The organism is Pantoea sp. sgz302252 (assembly GCF_042610525.1).
GTDB lineage: Bacteria > Pseudomonadota > Gammaproteobacteria > Enterobacterales > Enterobacteriaceae > Erwinia.
This window is the reverse complement of record NZ_JBHDVM010000012.1, coordinates 109,068-131,745: the sequence shown is the minus strand read 5'-3', so window position 1 is coordinate 131,745 and position 22,678 is coordinate 109,068. Positions and strand designations below refer to the sequence as shown.

The 22,678-nt window shown below is 47.9% G+C and carries 11 protein-coding genes and 1 tRNA gene; 10 read left to right on the top strand and 2 right to left on the bottom strand.

Annotation, left to right across the window (positions count from 1 at the left end):
- The first annotated feature begins 1 nt into the window (after window position 1).
- A tRNA-Gly gene (locus ACETPC_RS19400) sits at window positions 2-77 on the top strand.
- A gap of 80 nt (window positions 78-157) precedes the next feature.
- On the opposite strand, the gene ACETPC_RS19395 is transcribed toward ACETPC_RS19400, so the two are convergent.
- Window positions 158-679: a transcriptional regulator gene (locus ACETPC_RS19395; protein ID WP_380184122.1), complete on the bottom strand. Its 522-nt coding sequence runs from the start codon at window positions 677-679 to the stop codon at window positions 158-160.
- A 779-nt stretch (window positions 680-1,458) separates the two neighbouring features.
- On the opposite strand from ACETPC_RS19395, the gene ACETPC_RS19390 reads away from it, so the two are divergent.
- From ACETPC_RS19390 to ACETPC_RS19365, 6 genes are read left to right on the top strand one after another with little or no spacing between them, the layout of a single operon-like run.
- A complete protein-coding gene (locus ACETPC_RS19390; protein ID WP_380184121.1) occupies window positions 1,459-2,031 on the top strand; it encodes a fimbrial protein in 573 nt (190 codons plus the stop codon).
- Window positions 2,032-2,076: 45 nt separating this feature from the next.
- A complete protein-coding gene (locus ACETPC_RS19385; protein ID WP_380184120.1) occupies window positions 2,077-2,796 on the top strand; it encodes a molecular chaperone in 720 nt (239 codons plus the stop codon).
- A 16-nt stretch (window positions 2,797-2,812) separates the two neighbouring features.
- A complete protein-coding gene (locus tag ACETPC_RS19380; RefSeq protein WP_380184119.1) occupies window positions 2,813-5,365 on the top strand; it encodes a fimbria/pilus outer membrane usher protein in 2,553 nt (850 codons plus the stop codon).
- A complete protein-coding gene (locus ACETPC_RS19375; RefSeq protein WP_380184118.1) occupies window positions 5,362-6,339 on the top strand; it encodes a fimbrial protein in 978 nt (325 codons plus the stop codon). Before ACETPC_RS19380 ends, ACETPC_RS19375 begins: the two co-directional genes overlap by 4 nt.
- A 14-nt stretch (window positions 6,340-6,353) precedes the next feature.
- Window positions 6,354-8,099: a ShlB/FhaC/HecB family hemolysin secretion/activation protein gene (locus tag ACETPC_RS19370; RefSeq protein WP_380184117.1), complete on the top strand. Its 1,746-nt coding sequence runs from the start codon at window positions 6,354-6,356 to the stop codon at window positions 8,097-8,099.
- 29 nt (window positions 8,100-8,128) lie between these two features.
- On the top strand, window positions 8,129-17,290 hold the full coding sequence (locus ACETPC_RS19365) for a hemagglutinin repeat-containing protein (protein ID WP_380184116.1): 9,162 nt from the start codon (window positions 8,129-8,131) through the stop codon (window positions 17,288-17,290).
- A 635-nt stretch (window positions 17,291-17,925) separates the two neighbouring features.
- Here ACETPC_RS19365 and queG read toward each other — a convergent pair.
- Entirely contained in the window at window positions 17,926-19,065 is a 1,140-nt protein-coding gene (gene queG, locus ACETPC_RS19360) for a tRNA epoxyqueuosine(34) reductase QueG (protein ID WP_380184115.1), read from the bottom strand.
- On the opposite strand from queG, the gene nnr reads away from it, so the two are divergent.
- The 3 genes from nnr to amiB are packed head-to-tail and all read left to right on the top strand — an operon-like array spanning window position 19,064 to window position 22,676.
- A complete protein-coding gene (nnr, locus tag ACETPC_RS19355; RefSeq protein ID WP_380184114.1) occupies window positions 19,064-20,587 on the top strand; it encodes a bifunctional ADP-dependent NAD(P)H-hydrate dehydratase/NAD(P)H-hydrate epimerase in 1,524 nt (507 codons plus the stop codon). The genes queG and nnr overlap by 2 nt on opposite strands.
- Complete coding sequence (gene tsaE, locus ACETPC_RS19350; protein WP_380184113.1) at window positions 20,584-21,051, top strand: tRNA (adenosine(37)-N6)-threonylcarbamoyltransferase complex ATPase subunit type 1 TsaE; 468 nt, start codon at window positions 20,584-20,586, stop codon at window positions 21,049-21,051. The genes nnr and tsaE overlap by 4 nt, the downstream gene beginning before the upstream one ends.
- The gene (gene amiB / locus ACETPC_RS19345) at window positions 21,051-22,676 is read left to right on the top strand and encodes an N-acetylmuramoyl-L-alanine amidase AmiB (protein WP_380184128.1); all 1,626 of its coding nucleotides are present in this window, start codon (window positions 21,051-21,053) and stop codon (window positions 22,674-22,676) included. The genes tsaE and amiB overlap by 1 nt, the downstream gene beginning before the upstream one ends.
- Window positions 22,677-22,678: the final 2 nt, after the last annotated feature.

Sequence of the window (22,678 nt, the reverse complement as noted above, 5' to 3'; positions counted from 1 at the left end):
AGCGGGAATAGCTCAGTTGGTAGAGCACGACCTTGCCAAGGTCGGGGTCGCGAGTTCGAGTCTCGTTTCCCGCTCCAGTCTTTTTTTCCTTTCTTCAAACTGCCCCAGCCGAATGGGACAGATCTGCTTTTATTCTCTTTATTTCCCGAATTACAGCTTATTTGCCCTGTGTCCCTGAACGCGGCCTGAATATCTTTAACGGGTTGCTGCAAGAGGCAAGTATTTCAATGGGTCTTGCCATAAACAGCCTTTTACACAGGTTTCTTATATTATTCAGCTGTGCAGGCTGAGCGGAATCCTGGTTTACCCACGTGGAAAATGCGTTCAGCGTCTGCTTTTCAATCATTGCTTCGCTATTAAGGATCCATCCCTGGCGCGGCAAGGTTTGAATGATGTTCTGTTCAATCCCTGCAGCCTCGAGCTGCCTGCGTAATTTAGATATTGTTTGATATAGCGTGTTAGGCGTCACAATTTTGCCATGGTCTTCCCAGCCAGCTGCATAAAGCTCAGCGTGAATAACGACCCGGCCAGGATTATTGATCAGCAGCTGTAAACAGCGAGAGGCAGTCACGTATAAAGCAAGCTGCTTACCCGTTTTACAGGAGATAAGCCTGCTTTTTTCAGGTAAAAAGATAACTTTATTATCAATGTAATAAGCGAGAAATTCATTTTTATCCATGGTGTAGTTCATCCTTGTAAGTGTTATACGTCTGGTACAGAAAGCGTCTCTTTGTAACTTATTGATTTTTAATAAGTAAATACAAATAAATCCATAAGGCAGCAGGCTGTTTGCGGCATAATCTAAATAGCTAAGCTGCATTACTTTATTTTTATATTATTAATATTCGGACGATCAGTTTATATTCCTGTCCTTATCGATAAAGTTGTTGCGATTATGTAAATATCAGAAGGGGTACCTCTAAATATAAAACATATTATTTACAACCCTACAGAATTATCCTGGACAGTGTGTAATGAAATGAAACGATAAACAATATATATTTCGCTCATCGGATGACTTCTATTCTGATGAAAATAATCTTAAAGAAAGTTAAATATAAGCATAGCGTCACAATCCGGTAAGGATCAAAAACAGTTTTTTTGTCAGGATGCCTGTGTGTCAAGCAAGAACAAGAAAATTAGGGGTTATCTCTGTTACTAACTCATTAGCAATACTGAGGGGTTGTGGAAAAAGTAATAAATTTTTAATAATGAATAGAAACAAATTCATTTACAAAGGTGAATGTTGGACACGGCCCTGAGTTGTTTTAGTCATACTTTCAGAAAGATGATGGTCAGTATTATTGCAAAAGTTAAATAATTATCAAGAAAGGGAGGGAACCTTATTTTTTTAATGAAGTGATTAACTAAATTTTAACTTGATAAATGAATGACAGGACAGTGATAAAAGCTGACGCTAACCGTTAGCAAATTACAGATAACGAAAAGGAGCTCTTCATGGCTAAAATTTCTTGCCCAAAAAGTTTATTGATGCTTGCGCTGGCAGGCGGTTTTTCATCAATGGGTGTTACCGCGAATGACGGCACCATTACCTTTACTGGAAACGTTGTGGATGCAACCTGCATAATTTCCGGCGGCGATGAAACTAACCCTGACCAGGGGGCCGATTTTAATGTTTCACTACCACACGTCAGTATAACAGCGCTGGCCTCTGTTGGTCAGGCCGCAGGCGATACGCCCTTTCATATTAATCTGACAGGCGAAAACTGCCCGAACGGTAAAACGGCCAACGTTATTTTTGAACGAGCGCAGAGTTCAAATATTGATAGCACAACCGGTTATCTTAAAAATACCGAAGCCACCGGCGGCGCGGAAAATGTTCAGGTACGCATTTTAAATAGTGACAAAACGCCTCTGAACTTGACGCTGGTTAACAGTAATCATCAGCCGCAGGTCATTGCCAGCAATAAAGCAAGCTTTAAATACTGGGGGCAGTATATTGCGGTAAACGGTGCGGCAAAAGCGGGCACGGTAAAGAGCGACGTTGTTTACTCTATAACATATAATTAATCACTGTCAGGGGATATCCGTCCCCTGACAGTTCAAGAGGAATATATGCTAAGGCTAACATTACTGGTGTTCGGTCTTATCTGGTCGACGCTTTCCTTTTCTGCAATACAAATTCTTAAAACCAGAGTTATTTTAAATGAAGCAGAAAAAGAACAATCTTTTATTATACGTAACACCGGGAACACACCTTCGCTGGTTCAAATCTGGCTATCGGGGAAAGATGATAAGGGAATGAATATCCCGGACAATCTTCCTCTTAACGTCACACCTCCTGTGGCACGTATTAACGTGGCTAAGGACAAGGTATTTCGGCTATTTTCTATAGATGGAGCTTCAGCAGCCTTACCTAAAGATCGGGAAAGCGTCTTCTGGATAAACGTACTGGACGTCCCCTCAACAACAGAGCAAGAAAATAAAGGGAATAAATTAAATATTGCTTTTCGCACCAGAATAAAAGCTTTTTATCGACCTGTCGGGCTAAAAGGCACGCTCATTGAAGCTGGCGAAAATTTGAAGTGGTCGGTAAAAAAAGAGTCAGGAAGTGTAATCGGCACGGTTACCAATAACTCACCTTTCCATATTTCATTTGCACGCCTGGAGTTAAAGGAGGGTGAAAAAATCATTGCCTCTTTACCTGGTGATATGGTGGCGCCTTATTCCTCCAGTAATGTAGTTTTTAAAAAAGTTAAAAATTCTGGGGATAATATAAATTATCAATACATTAGTGATTTAGGCGCCTTTGTAGAAAGAAAAATAAAATTTTAACAAGACGGTCAAAGGTATGAGTTTAAGGAACAAATTTTTCTTAACTATTAGCCATTTTATATTATTTTTATCCTTCAATGCGCTTGCTACGGGTGAAGTTAACAGCGGGGAAACGACATCAGGCGAGCAGGGTAAAGTCAGGTTTAATACGGCATTTCTTACAGAATTCAATAAGGATATTGACTTAAGCTGGCTTGAGAAAGGTGAAGGTATTAAGCCAGGTATGCACCGCGTAGACATCTATATCAATGGAGATAAATTAAGAAGTTACAATGTGAACTTTATTAAAGAAGGTGATTCGGTTATACCCTGTATTCCTGCTTCTGTTTTACAACACATTGGTTTGGATGAAAAAAAATTGCCTTTGAACTGGAAAGAATCGATCTGTATTGATATTGCACAAAAGGTAAAAGGTGCAGAAGCAAAGTATGACTATGACAGCGAGTCTTTAAAAATTACTATTCCGCAAGTTTATTTTTTGCAGCAAATAGCCGGTTTTATCGATCCCTCGCGTTGGGACGAAGGCATTAATGCTTTTAGCGCAAACTATTCGTTAAACGGTTCAAAAAGCTATTACCGCGGAACGGAGTACGGCACCTACTATGGTGATTTAAAGACTTTGTGGCGGCTAGGAGCATGGCGGCTGGCTACGTTTGAAACGCTCAGCGGCGGCGGCAATCAAAAGAGCCAGCTGCAGCATTTGCAGGCCTATGCCCAACGAGCCATAGGCAGCGGCCTGTCTGAGCTTTCTGTTGGCGATTTTAACACCCGCGGTAGCTTGTTCGATACGCTTGCACTGCGGGGCGCTGTATTGCAAAGCGATGAAAGAATGCTTCCCTGGACGGCCAGAAACTATGCGCCGCAGATTACCGGGATAGCCAACAGTAATGCGGTCGTTACCGTTACGCAGAATAACAATATTATCTATGAAAAGAATGTGCCACCAGGTGAATTCAGTATCAGGGACTTAAACGCCGCTGGCTACGGCGGCGACCTTGAGGTCACGATAAAAGAAAGCAACGGTACGGTAAGAAAGTTTAAAGTGCCTTACAGCAGTCTGCCTCAGCTGCTGCGCAAAGGATATTTCAACTACTCACTCGCTGCCGGCGAGTTACGTTACGCCAGAGGAGGAGAGCGGCCCGGCGTAGTAGAGGCGACTGCCCGTTACGGCCTGTCTGATTTCCTGACCCTGTATAGCGGCGGACAGCTGACCTGGGATAGCTCTTATCTCTCGCTCAGCAGCGGGGCCGCTTTCAATACGCCGCTGGGCGCTATCAGCACCGAGTTTTTCCAGTCGGTAACAGCTGGGGATATACAAAAAGAAAGCGGGAAAATAGCCGACAGTAGTCAGATAAAAGTGGGTTTATCAAAACAGCTGAGTGAAACGCAAACTTTCCTGAATCTCTCTGGCTATCATCACCTGGGAAAGAACTTTTATACACTGAATGACTATCTACAAAAAAAGGAGGAGCAGAAAAATAGCTATCGCATGCAAGGAGCAGGCACCTACCGTAATCGTCTTGAGGTTACGCTGGCTCAAAAATTAGCCCCGAACTGGGGAGAGGTTTCATTAAGCGGCTGGTGGGAAAAAAATAATACTAATCCACAACAGGGCTCGCGATCCTCCTGGATAATGGGTTACAGAAATAGCTATAGCTATGTTAACTATAGCCTGAATGTTAACAGAACGTTCACCGCCGAAGGCCATAAAGAAACAGAAATTTTTGCCTCTTTATCGGTTCCTTTGGGCTACATGAAAAAACTGCCGCCAAGCCTGCGTGCCTCGATGAGTTATACCAGCAACGAGGCCAGATTCAGAACTTCCGTTAACGGCAGCCATCAGGGAGAAGATTACTCCTCGAGCTTCAACAGCTATTTCAGTCAGTCCAGCAAAAAACAGTCCGATTTTGGCATTAATGTGGGCCATACCGGTAGCGTCTTACAAAAGAGTATCGCCTACAGCCAGGGAATGCAGCACCATACTTTCTCGGGCAGCCTTGCCGGTGCACTACTGATCCATAGCGAAGGGATTCATTTTTCTTCCTATCTTAGCGATACCGTTGCGCTGGTTAAAGCCCCTGGCGGGGAAGGTGCAACTATTTCCGGAAATCGTTTTTCCCGGATAAATAAAGACGGCTATGGCCTGCTGCCTAATCTGTCGCCCTATGAGGAAAATAAAATTTTCCTGGATACCAAAGGCTCGTCTTTAGGCTTTGATCCGGGCGACGATGAGCCTGTAGTCGTTCCTACAGCCGGCGCTGTTATTAAAGTGAACTACACAACAAACAATACTACAGCACTGTTGGTCAGAATAAAAAACAGCCAGGGCAGACCGCTTCCTTTTGGTTCCCGTCTTGTTGACACACAGGGGAATATTTCAGGCACAGTGGGACAGTCCGGTATCACTATCCTGTCGCTGATGGACAGTGATCAACCTTTAACAGCAAGCTGGAAGCTGGGTAAAAAAGTAAAAGACTGCGTTATTCCATCGAAATTTATCAAGCAAGCAATAAATATTTCGACCGGAAAAACGTCCCTGACACTTATTTGTAGAGAAACAGAAAAATGAATGTTTTTTTCTCTTCCAAAATGGTGAGCTTTGCCATTGTATTGTTTCTCGGGCTAAATTCTTTTAGCGTGAAGGCAGGTTGTAGCATTGGCTCGCAGGCGCAAACTATTCAATTCCCCGCAATAACTATTACGCCTTCCGATCGAGGAAGTGTGGGTACGGTACTCTATTCAACCAGCATTCAGGTAGGGCAAATTAATTTTTCCTGCGGTAGCGGCGTTAAATCCAGTTGGCGTTCTTTTTATACGCGGGCGGAAGCGTCGAAAACGGCAATAGATAATGTTTACAGCACTAATGTCGCCGGTATCGGTCTTCGCATTAAATGGCCGCAGAGCCGCTCAGATAATGCCTGGGTGCCGGGTAGCTATTCTTGTCAGGGTAATTGTATAGAGCCTGCAGACAAAATGGTGCTGGAATTTGTACAAACTGGCGTAGCCAGCAGCGGAACTATACCGGCGGGAGCAATAGTGGGTATCAGCGTTTCTCCCGACAGTGAACCCGGCAATACCTTAACATTGCTGAATATAAGTTTAGGCGAAGTCACTGTTAGTACACGAAGCTGCGCTATTTACGCCAGTACAAACAATGTTGATTTAGGTGAATATTCACTGGCTGATGTGATTAAAACAAATTTCAGCGGTGAGAAAAAGGATTTTACTATTACACTTGACTGTCCGGCAGAAACTTCAGCAAAAATAACTTTTGAAGGGCGTACTGCCTGGGGAATGGATACTGGCGTAATTGAAAATGCCGGCGATGCTAAAAATGCCTATATCAGGCTTTATCAAAAATCAGGTCAGCGTTATACAGCCAAAGCAATTAATACTGAGGCAAGCTTTGGCAGTTCTGCAGCGTTCACCGGAAAGCGAACAGTAACCTATGCAGGTGAAATGTATTTTGATGACAGCACTCGCGCCAATGCCACCGCAGGCAGTGTAACTGCAAACGTTATTTATACGCTAACCCTGAATTAGAGAGAATCGTCTTCATGAGAACCAGAATTTTAACAAAATTCATTGTTATCACTGTATTAAGTTATGCCGGTTATGGTAGTGCGGCAGAACTCAATGGCCTGCCCAGTGCGGCTCAGCGTAATCTCGATCGTCTGGAAAGGGAAAAACAGCAACAGACTATTCAGGCAGAAAAGCAGCGGGAGCGAAGAATACAACAAAGTGAAATTGAAAAAGAAAAAGATAATACAACAAAAGGTGAAGCCAGCCGCTTTCATTTCTTTATCAAGGAAATTGTCATTGAGGATGATGATAAATATGAGTTTTCAGCACAGCGAAATGCCATCCTGGCCCGTTATCTAAACACGGATATGGGTAAACAAGAAATTTTAATGCTGACTAAGGAACTGAACGATTTCTATATTGGTCGCGGCTATGCCACAACCCAGGTCACTATAGTGCCAGGCTCGTTGCGAACCGGCAAGTTAGTGATGAAAGTGCTGTGGGGTAAAATTGCGGATTTCCGCCATAATGGCGAAGCGCCGGGCTGGCGTGAAAAAATGCGTATGTTCAGCGCCATGCCTTTTGCTAAAGATAAACGCTTAAATATAAAAGATATCGATCAGGGACTGGATAACCTGCTGCGCGTCTCTTCAACCGATAAACTATTAATTGAGCCAGACAGCCAGCACGGCTACTCTATCATTAACCATACTGAAAACGGCATTTTTCCTTTATCAATTAATGTTGGTATGAATAACTCTGGCTACCGCGATGCTGGCTGGTATCAATACTATCTTAATACCGCTTTGAAAAACGTTCTGGGGCTGAACGATACATTAACCTGGTACTATTCTTATAACGATCTAAACGCAGAGGACGACAATCAGCTAGCCAAAAGCCTGTCTTTCAGCCTGCCGCTGGGCTATTGGCTTTTCGACACCAGCTATTATAAGTCGAACTACAAGAAGACTATTGGTGGTATGTATGGCGGCTACGTCAGCGACGGGCACGCCGAGCGTTTTTCTTTAAAAGCGTCAAGAACACTTTTCCGCGACGCGTCCGGAAAGTATTCCGGCTGGCTGAAAGTTGAAAAAAGAGATAATGAAAATAATATCATGAACTTTCCTGTCGCTGTTTCCAGCAAAAAATACAGTAGCCTGAACGCAGGCGTTAACTGGGTAGGCGGCCTGGCGGGTGGCTGGGGCTATGCCGATCTTAGTGTAACGGCAGGCGTTCCGTGGTTCGGCGCCGCCTGGAAGCAGGACGCGGATTTAAACGGTTTCAAACTCGATTATAAAAAGTATAACGGCAGTCTGAACTGGAGCAGAAGGCTGAGCGTGACGGAAAGCGGCCGCCTGGCAGTAGATTACGATTTTAACAGCGGATTTCAGTATACCAACGACAGACTGGTTAGCGATGCAAAATACAGTTTAGGCGATGAATTTAGCGTTAGAGGATTTAAAGAAGATATCGTAGCGGCCGAGCGGGCAGTCTGGATAGCGAATACTATAAAAATTCCCGTACAAATAAATTATGCTCGCATTAACTCCATCGCTCCTTTTGCTGGCTTTGATATGGGCATGGCCAGACATAATTGTTTCAGTACCAGCGGAAATTGCGACCGTGATTATCTTACCGGCGCAGCTGCGGGTATAAAAATAAGCGGAAAAGATTTTTCTGGCTCCTTTACCGCTGGCTGGCCAGTTAAAAAGCCAGCTTCACTAAAAGACTCGAACGTCGATAATTATGCGCTGTATTTCAATTTAGGGTTAGGTTTTTAATTACGAAAAAATAACATCGGGGGCAAGCTATGAATTATAAAAAAATTAAATTTATTACCAAAAGAAAACGTTACTTACGCTTAAAACCACTTGTGTTAGCAATGAGTGCTGTTATTCCGGTGTCAGCCGCAGCGGACATCATTATTGATCCTGATAAAAAACATCAGGAAAACCTTGCCAGCGCCGCCAACGGTACGCCGGTTATTAACATTAACAATGCCAACGGCCAGGGCGTTTCCCACAATAAATATGCCGATTTTAACGTGGAACGGCAGGGCGTTATATTTAATAACAGCATGCAGGACGGCGTATCGAAAACTGGCGGTTTTGTAATAAAAAACAGCAACCTATCCTCTGAAGCCAAGGTTATCCTGAATGAAGTAACCGGCGCGCGCGGCAGTCAGCTTGCCGGCTCAATGGAAGTTTTCGGGCGTACCGCCGATCTGATTGTAGCAAATGAAAACGGTATTACAGTTAACGGCGTATCCACCGTAAATGCCAACAGCCTTACCCTGAGCACGGGTAGAGTGAACTTTGACCAGAACGGCGGCGTCCAGCTCGCAGTGGAACGCGGCGCTGTCTCAATTGAAGGTCAGGGCATCAACACGGATGGCCTGAGCTATTTTGATATTGTCAGCCGCAGCGCTAAGCTGACGGGAGAAATTGCTGGCCAGGCGGATATTAAAATCCTGACCGGCCCCAATGATTACAACACCACTTCGAGAACGCATTCAGTGCGCAGCGGCAACGGCACTACTGACGTGGCAATAAGTGGTTCGCAGCTGGGCTCGATGTATGGCAACAGAATCCAGTTGATCAGTACCGAGAGTGGGGCTGGCGTTACCCATCAGGGAAGCATCATTGGCAGCAAAGGCATTGAAATCTCTGCTGACGGCGAGATTAGTCTGGCTTCCGTGGTCAGTGACAGCGACAGTGTTACGATTGCGGGGCGCAGTATCACACTGGCTAAATACGCAGACCAGGGCGGGATCAGCGCTCAGTCCGACGTCGTTCTTACTGCGCTGACCAATATGGCTATCGGTGCGGATATAGTGGCCGGGCAAGGCACGATCCGCATCAACGCAAATTCTTTGCTGCAAAGCGCTGCGAATCTGCTGGCGAGAAACGGCACAAAAAGCAGCAGCGCTGTGCCCGCTATTCAAATTCAGGTTGCCGATCGCTATTTTATTAGCGGAACCCTGTATGCCGTTGACGGCAATAACAACAGGATCGACGGCGCTCAAATCGTCCTTAGCCAGGGAAAATTTGTCGTTAAAGTTAATGGCAAAACTATGAGCAATGCAGCCATTGTGTCCGACGCCAGTATAACCAGCGTCTCCGGTGATATTGCCGTCAGCGCCGGATTTTTGCAAAACAGCCAGGGCGTTATCACCGCGCAAAAAGGGAGCCTGATTTTCAATCTGGATGACGCTCTGGTTAATGATGGCTATGTTCAGGCAAACGGATCCGTCAGCATTGCCGGAAAACGGCTGAAAAATGGCGGCATTATTAACACCACGAGCGGCCTGAAATTAACGTTGGGTACGCTTGAAAATAGCGGGACTCTGTATGCCGATCGGGTAGTCGTCACCGCCAGCAAGGCGACCAATGAAGGTATTATTCTTTCTGAACAGGGCGATATAGATCTACAGATCCAGGATGAATTGAACAACAGCGGGACGCTGCAGGCTAACAGTGCTGTTAAAGTAAAAACGAAAAATGTAAATAATAGTGGCGTTATAGCCTCAGTTTCAGATACCGAGCTTACCACGGACAGCCTGGTTAACAGTGGAACGATACAGGGTAAAAACGTTTCATCTGTATCTGAAAAATTAACGAACACCGGCAACGTGCTGGCTACTTCCGGCGATATTAAGCTGCAGATTAATGGTGATGAAAAGGCGCTGAATCGTGGCACTATTCAGGCCGGTAACACTATCACGCTACAGGGTAAAACGTTACATAACGAAGGTGGCATAGCCGCTCAGCAGGGAGCCCTTAACCTTGAGCTCAGCAACCAGCTTGATAACAGCGGTGTGCTTTATGGCAAGGGCATTCAGATTGCCTCTGACCAGCTGGTAAACAGCGGCGAAGTTATAGCTGAAGAGAGCCATCTATCTTTGAACGTTCAGGGAAGCGAGAGCGTTATCAATACCGGCGTCATTCAGGCTCAAAGCGGGCAAATTGCCATTCAGGGCGAGCTGAACAACCAGGGCACAATTGCCGCCCAGAATGAGTTAATGCTTTCAGCGGAAAAAATATCTAACCACAGTGATATTCTCTCCTATGGCGATATGCAGCTTAGGGTAGCCAGCGAGCTCACAAATGCAGGTGACGCGGCCATAATCTCAGCAGCAAAAACACTGACCATGACCGGCGAACAGCCAGGCACACTTGTCGTTAACAATAGTGACGGCGGAGTAATTCAAAGCACCAAAGGAAATATTGATATCCATTCCTTAGGCTCACTGAATAATGATATGGCAAAAATCCAGGCCAGCGGCATGCTCAATATTGTCGATGCGAGCGAGATAGTCAATACTGATGGGCAGCTCTCAGGCGGCAATGTTAACTTGCTAAACATTGAGCGGGTGAAGAATCAGGGCGCAGATGCCGTAATTGTCGCCCAGCAGAGCCTGGCGATTACTAATATCGATCAACTGGATAACATGCAGGGCAACATCTCCTCATGGCAAGACATTACATTCAGTAATATTAAAGAGTTGAACAATAGCTCGGCTGAAATTATCGCCAATAATATGCTTAAATTTGAAGAGATAAATTCGTTAATCAATAGTGATGGCGCAACGATCTCTTCTCTTTATAAGAATGTTTTGTTCAACGCCGTTGAAAACATTAGCAATGTTTCTGGCGCACTAATAGAAGCGAACGAGCAGCTCTCGTTTTACAATACCTCCATGTTAAACAACAGTGATGACAGCCTTATCCAGTCATTTGGCGACATTCAGCTGGACGAAATCGGTAATGTTGATAACGCTGGTGCTATCATGGCGAACGCCAGCCTGCTGCTAAAAAATGTTAACGTGTTAGTGAATAAAGGCGAGTTTGCCCTGTTACAGGGGCTGGATATTGTCCTTGAAAAAGTAAAAAGTATCGTTAACCGGGATTACGCCGCCATCCTTGCTGATGACTCGCTAAAAATAAACGAGGCAAATACCTTATTGAACGAAGCGGCGGCTTTTATTCAGGCTAATACCATAGCAATTGCAACCGGCAGCCTGACCAATACAGGTTACGAAAGTCAGATCGTCGGTCTTAAAGATATGGCCATCACGGCAAAAGAGGTTAATAACAGCGCCCAGGCTGGAATCTTCTCTGAAGAAAGTCTGTCTATAGTGGCTGACACCATTAATAACGCTCTTGAAAGTGATATCAATGCCGCCAGCTACCAGCTTAGTGCAGCTATATTGAATAATAAAGGCGTCATTTCTTCGGGCAACAGCGCCGGAGAGAGTTTGATCGATGTTAAAGACCTGAACAACGCGTCAGGCGTCATCAGTAATACCGGATCGTTAACAGTTAATACTACTAATCTGAACAATAGCGACGATGGCAGAATTTTTGCTGGCAAGGCGCTGACGCTAAACAAGGTTGGTGATTATAATAATGCCGAGGGCTCGCTTGCCTCCAACACTCAGTTAAATATAAACGCAACGGGCGATGTTGTTATAGATAAGGCCGTAGAATCTTTTGCTGCGGTTAATATTAGCGCAAATAATATCTACAACAACGAATCTATTGTTAGTGCTAGTGATATATATTTAAAGGCCAGCAATATTGTAAACAATGTCAATTCTTTGATTTACTCTATGGGAAATAGCATTCTCATTGCCAGTGAAAAAATAAGTAACTTACTGAAGGGGAATATTCTTAGCCAGCAGAATATAGTTATGGAAGCAGAATCCATTTATAACCAGGCAGGCGTGATCCGCTCTGAAGGCAATATGTGGCTTGATGCAAAAAATCTGCTCAATGAAAGTACTTATAAAGGGGTTAGTTGGGACTACAGTGCTTATGAAAATGGCACGGAGAGTGTAGAGGAAGAGGGTCCAACCTGGGGGAAAACACATTCTGTTACGGTCAATATCCCAGGGTTAGCCTCAAATATATCTCTTGATATCCGTGCTGAAATATCCGCTGGTAATAACCTTTACATCAATCAAGATTCAGCGTCTGATAGTATTGTTAATAACAAAGGTGGATTAATTCAGGCTGCAAATGATATATATGTAAAAGGCCACTTGTATAATGCACCTGACTACCTCAGTATTACCATGGCCGACTATTTAAAAACAAAATTATCTAAAGAGATAGTCTTTAATTTTTTCTATTGGAAAAGTTTATGGACTAACGGTAATCCATCACTTTACTTTTCCAGTGTTTATGAAATGTTGGACTTTTTATATGGTAATGGGGATTATAGAGCTAAGTCGGAAGTAGAACTTGATAGCAATAGTAGATCGAAATTTAGTAATGCTATCAGAGAATTAGCATCCAAACACGTTTTGCTAAATGAATTGATGAACAAAATATTTGGCGAACAGTGGAAGTCCAGCAAATTTGAATATATGCAAAGCCGCTGGGCTGAAGTCAATCAGGAATACTATATCAACCCGCCCTCGGAATTCGAAACGGGATCTAAGGAGAAATCAAGCAAACTGGAAGATATGAAGATCTACTTCTTGCCGGCGGCAAAAGCGTCGATTAGCGCAGGCGGTAATTTTGTTCATACGGGCGGAACCATGAACAATGGGATTGCATCAGAAGTTACCGGCGAACTGCAGGAAAACAAAGTCGTTACTGTTACCGTAGGCGATCAGGAAGTAACAACCCTGGAGCAGGGCTATGAAGTAAAATTCAATAAAAAAAATATAGAGGAAATTGCTAAAGGGATAAGTACGCTACCCACGATAGGTAAGCTCACCGATATCAAAGGGCTTTTCGAAAAGTCACAGGATTTTATCGACTATCTTAATGCGCTTAGTTCTGGTTCTTCCTCCGTACAGGCTGCAGATGCAGAGGTACAGGCTGGAACAGGCGCTGCGTATAAAGTTGTAGCTATGTATGAGACCCGACCGTCAATGATTGATCAAAACCAGTATTACGGTTCGGATTATTTTTTCAATGCGGTAGGCTATAAAAGCGAACAGCCGGTTTTGGTCATCGGCGATAACTACTTTATCTCAGAGCTGATTCGACGCCAGGCAACGGAGTCTTTAGGCCCCTTTATGTCTGAAAAATATCAGGTTGAAGGCGCTGCTCTGGTTCAATTACTTTTTGACAATGCGGCTGAACTGGTCGCTGGCGAAACAGGGGAAGCATTCATTATCGGTCAGGCTCTTAGCCAGGAACAAATTGATAATCTTGAACAAGATATCGTCTGGTTTGTTTCGGAACATGTCGACGGTATCGAAGTGCTGGTGCCGAAAATCTATCTGTCTAACAAAACGCTGCAGGAAGTAAAAGTCGCCAGCGAAACCGGAGCTGCCACAATACATGCAGGAAAAAACGTCATTGTTGATGCAACTGCTATTAACAATAATAATGCTGAAATTAGCGCTGGTAAAGATATCTCCCTGGTCGCTGAAAACAATATAAATAATATCAGCAGTGGCATGAATTCGGGTATTAAAGCTGGCGGCTCGGCCTATCTGATTAGCGAATCAGGTGACATAACCAATAGCGGTAGCGCCATTGATGCTGGAGAAAATATTGCGCTTGTGGCCCGCGAAGGTAATATTGACCTTATCGCCAGCGTAGGGCGAAATGAAACAGGGAACCAACAAATTTCTGCCTATGATGACGGAATTAGCGCAGGCGGCAGCATCGATATTTTGGCTAAAGAAGTCAATATTACAGGTATTGCCTTAAGTGCGGGCGACGTAGCTAAAGAGACGGAAAAAGATACTCCGGCGGCAGAACCAGAACTTATAGGCTTGCACAAGAATTCTTCGGCTGCTCAGAATGCCGAAGCAGAGAAAACGTCGGACAGCTATATCAATATCGTTTCTACTGAAGGCAACGTTAACTTCAATGATATTCATGAAGTAAGTTCTGCTTATAGCTATGATTTTCAGAGTAAAGATTTTGGTTTTACTACCCGAACCGAAGAAACTACCGAAGCGGCAGCAAAATCAAAAACCAGCTCGATAAATACGGATGGTGCTTTTATTGTTAATGCCGCTCAGGACGTGGTATTCACGGGCGGAACATATAATGCTGGCGTTGCTTCTATCAGCGCGGATAACGACATTATTACTAAAACTTCTCAAGATCATGATTTTAAAGAGGTAAAGGTAACGGAAACGAGTCTGGATTTGAGTCTTAAAGTCGATCTGCCTATCATGATAATCCCCAAAGCTTTAGGGCTTTTAGGTGTGTCTGAAACTTCGTTTTTACCTGACTTAAACACTGATATCAGTATGAACTCCTTAAAAGGCAAGGATACGAAAGAGGCGGAATTTCAGAGCCAGGGTCAGGAGGGGAGTATGAGTAACTCCAATAGTAAGCGTCCGGGCGCGGCGGCTTTGAGCGATTCCTTTTCTTTTAGCGCCGGCATGAAAACCACTGAGGAGACCACAACGACATCTTCTGTTACCAATACCAATGCCAGCTTTAACTTTAGTAACGGCGTCAATATGACAGCAGGTAACACTCTTGATATCGGCGGTATGGATTTGACTGTAGGCGACATTGCCGTAGCTAACCTTAGCGGAAAAAATATTATTTCCACTAAATATGAAGATGTCAGTAAAAGTACGACAACAACAAAAGAAACCTTTACCGGAGTAAAGGCTGAAGCCCACAGCTCAGTCCTGGATGCCATAAAAAAACAGATTGATCGGGATGAAAAGAAAGAGGAAGGTGTTGAGGTTAAAGATGATATAGCCACTGATAAAGTTAAAGAGGCTATAAACAATGCAGATGTGAAAACTGATGTTGGTTTGACAGCGGCTGAGTATGCAGGCGATGCTACCAACATAGGTTTTAACGACTTAATAGGGGGGTCTTTCTCACTGGGAACAACGACGCAAGAAAATACAGTAACTTCTGAAACCAGAACGGAAAATATAAATTCCCTGTATGGAGGGCAAATTAATTTTAATTCAGGTAACGATACCAACCTGAAAGGAGTTGATGCCGTAGCTGATGAGATTAACTTCACGGCAGGGGGAAATTTAATGCTGTCTGCAGCTCAAAGCACCTACACAAGTTCTTCGTCCGATTCGTTTAGCAGTGATGCATTGGCTGCCAGTGCGGGGGTATCGCTAATGGGCGCGGGAGCAGGGGGCTCTTATGACAAGAGCGGCTCGAAAAACTCCCGAGATACTGACGCAACTGCCTATGCTAACGCCAGCTTTGATGCCAATCAGGTTAACGTAAATATCAAAGGCGATATGGACATGAGCGGTGCTAATATCACGGCAGGGGCGGCTAACATCAATGTCGGCGGCGACCTCGCTATTACCTCTGTGCAGGATACCTATGTAGAAACGGCCAATGGCACCACCTGGGGAGTCTCTGCCGGAGCCGCCATCTCAACCTCCGGCATACTACCTACGCTAGCAGCAAATGGCGGCGGCGGCAGTGAAAACCACAACAGCAGTCTTACCCAACAGCAGTCGGGAATTAAAACCACGAACGAGGTCAATATTGTTACGGGCGGCGATCTTAACCTGACGGGAGGGCATATTGTTTCCGAAACTCAGCAGGGCTCGGTTGATGTTGCGGGCACTATTACAGCAAACGATCTGAAAGACGAGCTTCACTCCGGCGGTGCCTACGGCGGCGGCGGCGGCGGTATCAACTCTAAGGGATTACCTACTGTCAATGGCTATTACAACAAGCTTGATACTATCGATTACGAAGAAAGCCAGCACAGCACAATTAATGTTGGTATCACCAATGGTGAAGTAAGCGGCAACCTCAATACAGATGCCAACAAGACGTCGACGGTGGATCAAGTAGATGTAACTGCCGGTAACAATATTTCGTTTACGCTTGGCCTGCCTAAATTTGGCTTTTCTTCCAAAGGAAGCAGTAAGAGTAAAAACACAGCCGACTCCGGGGCTAAATCTTCCAGACCAACAGTTAGCGATAGCAGCAGTTCAGCGACACAAAAGCCAGGCAGCAGTAGCGCAGCAACACCGACCAGGCCTGGGGTCAGTGACAGCAGCAGTTCAGCGACACAAAAGCCGGGCAGCAGTAGCACAGCAACACCGACCAGGCCTGGGGTTAGTGACAGCAGCAGTTCAGCGACACAAAAGCCAGGCAGCAGTAGCGCAGCAACACCGACCAGGCCTGGGGTTAGTGACAGCAGCAGTACGGCAACGCAGAAGCCAGGCGTACAGCCAGTGAAACGGCCGAACACTGCTACGGTTACCGACAGTACCAGCTCAGCAACTACTGAGACGGCGAAACGCCCAACTGCCACAGATACAGTGGATTCCGGTGCCACAACGGCTAAACCTGCTACTAAATGGCCGACGGTACAGCCTGTTAAACCTATTGTGGGCGGCACGGGCAGCGCCAGCCGCCCGAGCGGAATTAATAACGCGGGTTCTGCTAAACCGGCAAACAATTCGCCGATACAAAATGGCGAAACGGCTAAAACCAGCCAAAATACCGCCGCTGATACTGGCGCTAAAGCTACCCAGCCTGTCACTAAATGGCCGACGGTACAGCCTGTTAAGCCTATTGTGGGCGGCACGGGCAGCGCCAGCCGCCCAAGCGGAATTAATAGCGCGGGTTCTGCTAAACCGGCAAACAATTCGCCGATACAAAATGGCGAAACGGGTAAAGTGGCAGGGAGTGCCAGTGAGGCCAGGGTAACAGAGAGCGCAGCGAGCGAAAAAACCGTAAATAATGCCAGCCAGAGCGATTCAGCAAAGGGCAGCACAGGCACCAAAGTGACTCCGCCAGCCGCTAAATGGCCAACGGTGCAGCCTGCGAAACCTATTGTTGGCGGCACTGGCAGCGCCAGCCGTCCGGGAGGAAATAATAACTCGGGTGCCGCTAAACCAGCCAATAGCTCGCCCAAAGCAGAAAGCCTTGCTAACAAAGAGCAATCACAGACGCAGAACAGCGGCGCGGCAAATCAACAATCGGAAACCGCAAAATGGAAGGTGCTGATGGATAATCAAACGGTTGAAAAGCCGAAAAATCAGTAAAGCCATTGCTTTCTGAAAATTAACAACCTGACGCCCCGGCTATGCGGGGCGTTTTGCTGCTTTGCTTAATCCATTATCCCTGTCACCCACTCTGGCTATCAGGCGTGTTATCAGACAGAAAAAAGCTTGTCTTTGCCCTTCGATACGTTCATAATCGCACCCGTTCAGATGTATTATAAAAATAAATGCTTTTAAATCAACAGGTTGGCTATATTGAAGGCATTTAGATAGTCTACAACAGATCTTAACGGAAACCGTTTGGCGCTCAGAAGGCGCGGCGGCGATACCAGGCTTGCCACGGTAAGGCTGGCTTTTCCACTTCAGACAGTCGTGCCTTAACTTCCCGATAAGTTATCCACAGCCGGAACAGAGCTGCGCTTCGCATTTTCTGCCTGGATGCCGATGCTCTTCAACAGAGTTATCCACAGGTTGTAGCCGCGCTATGGGCACAGCCGTTAAATAAACCCTGCCACCTTAATCGATTAATTTATTGATTTAAAAGATTTTAATAATATTGCAGATTGCTATAAACAAGGCTTGCGCTTGTTATGGCAGTTGAATGACAAAGCTTTTTTATTTTTATGCACAGCATGTGGAAAACCGATTTTTTCGGCGGAAGGCGCGCAGGCGCTTATTTATGCATCGCGCGGTAAACCCTTTTCGATCACGCGTACCAAACGTTTTTGCTGCCCGCTCTGAACCTCAACCGCGTTTTCTGTCCGCCTTGCCAGCTGACGAGCAAGCGACCACGCAATATGTTCATCCAGCATCACGTTCTCGCCCTGACGCCTCTTTAACGCCGCCACGTTTTCTTCCGCCCATGGCGCGTTGCCCAGCGCCACCGCTACATTGCGCAGCCAGCGAAGATGGCCGATGCGCCTGATTGCCGAGCCTTCCGTGACGCGCAGGAAAGTTGCTTCGTCCCAGGCGAAAAGCTCGGTCAAAGGCGGCGCATGCAGCACGGCGCGAGGGCTAAAATCATCCTCATCCGTGAGCTGGCCGTAGCGATTCCACGGGCAAATTAGCTGACAGTCATCACAGCCGTAAATGCGATTGCCGATCAGCGGCCTGAACTCTTCCGGTATCGCGCCTTCCAGCTCAATAGTCAGATAGGAAATACAGCGTCTTGCATCCACCACATAAGGCTCGACTATCGCGCCGGTAGGGCAGGTAGTAATACAGGCGACGCAGCGGCCACACTGTTCCTGTTGGGGTTCATCAACCGGCAGCGGCAGATTAATCAGCAGTTCGCCAAGGAAAAACCATGAGCCAGCCTCGCGGTTTAAAATCAGCGAATGTTTTCCTGTCCAGCCCAGACCAGCCTTGGCCGCCAGCGGCCTTTCCAGCAGCGGCGCAGAATCGACAAAAGGCCTGAATTCCGCCTCTGCGCAGCGCTCGCGAATACGATCGCCGAGCTTTTTCAGGCGATTGCGTAATACTTTGTGGTAATCACGTCCCAGCGCATAGCGGCTAACATAGCCCAGCTGCGGATTTTTTAAGGTGCTGGCGAAGGCCGCTTTGGCAGGAAGGTAATTCATGCGTACGCTGATTACACGCAGCGTGCCGGGCTGTAACTCATGAGGGCGAGCGCGCATCATGCCGTGACGGGCCATCCACTCCATTTCGCCATGATATTGTTTATCCAGCCAGGCCTGCAGACGCGGCTCTTCCAGACTAAGATCGGTATCGCAGATACCTACCTGCTGAAAGCCGAGCTCCAGCCCCCACTGCTTAATTTCAAGGGCGAATTGCGAAAGATCGAGAGGATGCGACATGACTAACCTGAACCAGCTGAATAACCCGACCAGTTTACCCTATTCCGTCTGGCCTGTAGAGGCTATAGCGCAACTTGAGCATGAAGGGGCGGATGCGTTGGGAATTACGCTGTTTGAGCTGATGCAGCGCGCGGGCGAGGCGGCCTTCACGAAAATTCGGGCGCTCTGGCCGGACAAACAACACTGGCTGATCCTGTGCGGACACGGCAACAACGGCGGCGATGGCTATATTGTGGCGCGGCTGGCACAGTCCGCCGGGCTTAACGTTACGCTGCTCGCTTGCGAAGGAACAAAGCCGCTGCCCGAAGAAGCGCAACAGGCGCAGGAAGCCTGGCTGGCCGCTGGCGGCGAAATTCACGCGCCGGATGCGCCGTGGCCTGAACAAGTCGATATTATCGTGGATGCGCTATTTGGCACCGGCCTTAACCGCGCTCCTGGCGAGCATTACGCCCAACTTATTGATAAGGCAAACAAGGCTGGCGCGCCAGTGTTCGCCATAGATATTCCATCCGGGTTAGTAGCCGCTAACGGAACCGCGCCTGGTGCGGTCATTAACGCGGCCCATACGCTGACTTTTATCGCCCTCAAGCCAGGCTTGCTAACCGGTAAAGCGCGCGATTACGTCGGCCTGCTGCATTTCCATGCCCTTAGCCTTGATGCCTGGCTGGCAGGGCAAAATGCGCCGATAGCGCGGTATGATGCTTCGGCTCTGGAAAACTGGTTGCCGCCGCGCAAGCCGACCTCGCATAAAGGCGACCATGGCAAGCTGGTAATTATCGGCGGCGATCAGGGGACGGCGGGCGCGATCCGCATGACTGGCGAAGCAGCGCTGCGCGCGGGCGCAGGATTAGTGCGAGTACTTACTCACAAAGACAATCTTACGGCGCTGCTGACGGCAAGGCCGGAGTTAATGGCACAGGAATTGAGTGAGCAGGCGCTCGACGAGGCGCTGGACTGGGCGGATGTTATCGTTATCGGCCCAGGCCTGGGGCAGCGCGACTGGGGGAAGAAAGCCCTGGGAAAAGTAAAAAAATCCACTAAACCCATGCTTTGGGACGCCGACGCGCTTAACCTGCTGGCAATCGCAGACGATAAACGTCAAAATCGCATAATCACGCCCCATCCGGGCGAAGCGGCCCGGCTGCTGAACGTGAAAACCAGCGAAATAGAAAGTGACCGCTTACTTGCCGCACGTAATCTGGTTGAACGCTATGGCGGCGTCGCAGTACTAAAAGGCGCTGGCACCGTTATCGCCAGCGAGGCGGGCGAAATCGCTATCGCGGATGTCGGCAATGCCGGTATGGCGACCGGCGGCATGGGCGACGTGCTTTCCGGCATTATCGGCAGTTTGTCAGGCCAAAAGCTCTCGCTGTATGATGCGGCCTGCGCCGGTTGCGTGGCGCACGGCGCGGCGGCGGAAGCGGTGTCGCAGCGCGTGGGCACGCGCGGCATGCTGGCGACCGACCTGTTTTCCGAGCTGTACCTGTTTGTTAACCCAGAGATCCTGAACAGAAAAGAATGAAGACCGCAATCGCACTGTCCGACGAGGCTGCCACTCTCGCACTGGGAGCCAGCCTGGCCCGCGCCTGTCACGGCGCGGCAACTCTTTATTTATATGGCGATTTGGGCGCGGGGAAAACCACGTTCAGCCGCGGCTTTTTACAGGCGCTGGGCCATCAGGGCAATGTGAAAAGCCCAACCTATACGCTGGTGGAACCTTATCTGCTGCCGGATCGCCAGGTATATCATTTCGATCTCTATCGTCTGGCCGATCCCGAAGAACTGGAGTTTATGGGGATCCGCGACTATTTCGGCGGCTACAGCCTCTGTCTGGTCGAATGGCCGCAGCAGGGCGCAGGCTTTCTGCCGCAGCCGGATATCAAACTGCATCTCAGCTACCAGGGCGAGGCGCGTCAGGCGGAACTGGAGGCTTGTTCGGCCATGGGCGAAGAGATTCTGGCCCGCATGGAGAAAACGGGATCATGATGAGACTGGGTTTACTGCTGGTTGCTCTACTGAGTACGTTTTCCACGCTGGCTGCGAATTTATCGGATATCCAGGTTTCCAACGGCAATGACAAAGCGACGGTGACGCTGAGCTTCAACGGGCAGCCGGTGTATGGCTTCTTCCCGCTGCACAATCCGGATCGCGTGGTGCTGGATATCCGCCAGAGCGGCGTGATCAAAGGGCTGCCGTTGACCTTTAGCGGCGATAACCTGGTTAAGCGCATCCGCTCCAGTACGCCAAAAGACAAGCAGAGCATTCGCCTGGTCTTTGAGCTAACGCAGCCCGGTAAAACCCGCGCCGTTACCCAGCGCAACGGCAACGACTACAACGTGGTCTTCACCATTGATGGTGAGCGTCCGGCGTCGCGTTCGGCTGCCGTCAGCAGCGTATCGCGTCCCGCTCCGGCAGATAATCCCTTTAAAGGGAATCCGGTAACTGCGGTCAGCAATGGCAATGAGGTCGCTGTGCCAGGCAAAAGAGTTCGCGCGGTGGACGAGGCTATTATCGTGGCGATAGATGCCGGTCACGGTGGCCAGGATCCGGGCGCTATCGGCGCAAACGGGCTGAAAGAGAAAAACGTCACTATCGCCATTGCGCGTAAACTAAAAGCGCTGCTTAACGACGATCCGATGTTTAAAGGCGTAATGACCCGCGACGGCGACTATTTTATTTCTGTTATGGGCCGTTCGGACGTGGCGCGTAAGCAGAACGCTAATTTGCTGGTGTCGATTCATGCCGACGCCGCGCCGAACCGCAGCGCTTCCGGCGCATCGGTATGGGTGCTCTCTAACCGTCGCGCCAACAGCGAAATGGCGGGCTGGCTGGAACAGCACGAGAAGCAATCTGAGCTGCTGGGCGGGGCGGGCGATCTGCTGGCGAACAGCCAGGCAGATCCTTATCTGAGCCAGGCTGTGCTGGATCTCCAGTTCGGCCATTCGCAGCGCGTTGGCTACGATGTTGCCGTGAAAGTTATCGCGCAGCTACAGCGCGTCGGCTCGCTGCATAAACGTCGCCCGGAACATGCCAGCCTTGGGGTCTTACGCTCGCCGGATATCCCTTCACTGCTGGTGGAAACCGGCTTTATCAGTAACCCTTCGGAGGAGCGACTGCTTGGCAGTAGCGCTTACCAGCAGAAGATTGCCGAGTCGATTTACAAAGGCCTGCGCAATTACTTCCTGGCGCATCCGCTGCAATCCGTCCCAAAGGAGGAAAACCGACCGTTGCAGTCCGCAACGGCGGTTGATGTGCAGCCTAACCCGGCGCCAGCCAGCACAAGCTATACCGGTGCGGTTACGCGCCACGTAGTGAAAAGGGGCGAAACGCTCTCCGGTATCGCCGCGCATTATGGCGTGAGTATGGCAATGCTGCGCTCAATGAATACGTTGAAAAGAGATGTGGTCTGGGTCGGGCAGCGGCTGAAGGTGCCCGCTTCGGGCGTGAAGCTCAGCGCAAATCGTCCGCAGCGGCATAAAGTGGTGCGCGGCGACTCGCTGACCGCCATCGCCGCGCATTACGGCGTCAGCCCAAAAGCCATTCAGCAGGCGAATAACATGAAATCGCAAAATGTTATGCTGGGCCAGACCTTAACTATTCCAACTTCGTAAAC

Bases quoted from the DNA above. Each gene is read 5' to 3' on its own strand.
- ACETPC_RS19395 (WP_380184122.1), bottom strand. From the start codon at position 679: ATGGATAAAAATGAATTTCTCGCTTATTACATTGATAATAAAGTTATC.
- ACETPC_RS19390 (WP_380184121.1), top strand. From the start codon at position 1,459: ATGGCTAAAATTTCTTGCCCAAAAAGTTTATTGATGCTTGCGCTGGCA.
- ACETPC_RS19385 (WP_380184120.1), top strand. From the start codon at position 2,077: ATGCTAAGGCTAACATTACTGGTGTTCGGTCTTATCTGGTCGACGCTT.
- ACETPC_RS19380 (WP_380184119.1), top strand. From the start codon at position 2,813: ATGAGTTTAAGGAACAAATTTTTCTTAACTATTAGCCATTTTATATTA.
- ACETPC_RS19375 (WP_380184118.1), top strand. From the start codon at position 5,362: ATGAATGTTTTTTTCTCTTCCAAAATGGTGAGCTTTGCCATTGTATTG.
- ACETPC_RS19370 (WP_380184117.1), top strand. From the start codon at position 6,354: ATGAGAACCAGAATTTTAACAAAATTCATTGTTATCACTGTATTAAGT.
- ACETPC_RS19365 (WP_380184116.1), top strand. From the start codon at position 8,129: ATGAATTATAAAAAAATTAAATTTATTACCAAAAGAAAACGTTACTTA.
- nnr (WP_380184114.1), top strand. From the start codon at position 19,064: ATGACTAACCTGAACCAGCTGAATAACCCGACCAGTTTACCCTATTCC.
- queG (WP_380184115.1), bottom strand. From the start codon at position 19,065: ATGTCGCATCCTCTCGATCTTTCGCAATTCGCCCTTGAAATTAAGCAG.
- tsaE (WP_380184113.1), top strand. From the start codon at position 20,584: ATGAAGACCGCAATCGCACTGTCCGACGAGGCTGCCACTCTCGCACTG.
- amiB (WP_380184128.1), top strand. From the start codon at position 21,051: ATGAGACTGGGTTTACTGCTGGTTGCTCTACTGAGTACGTTTTCCACG.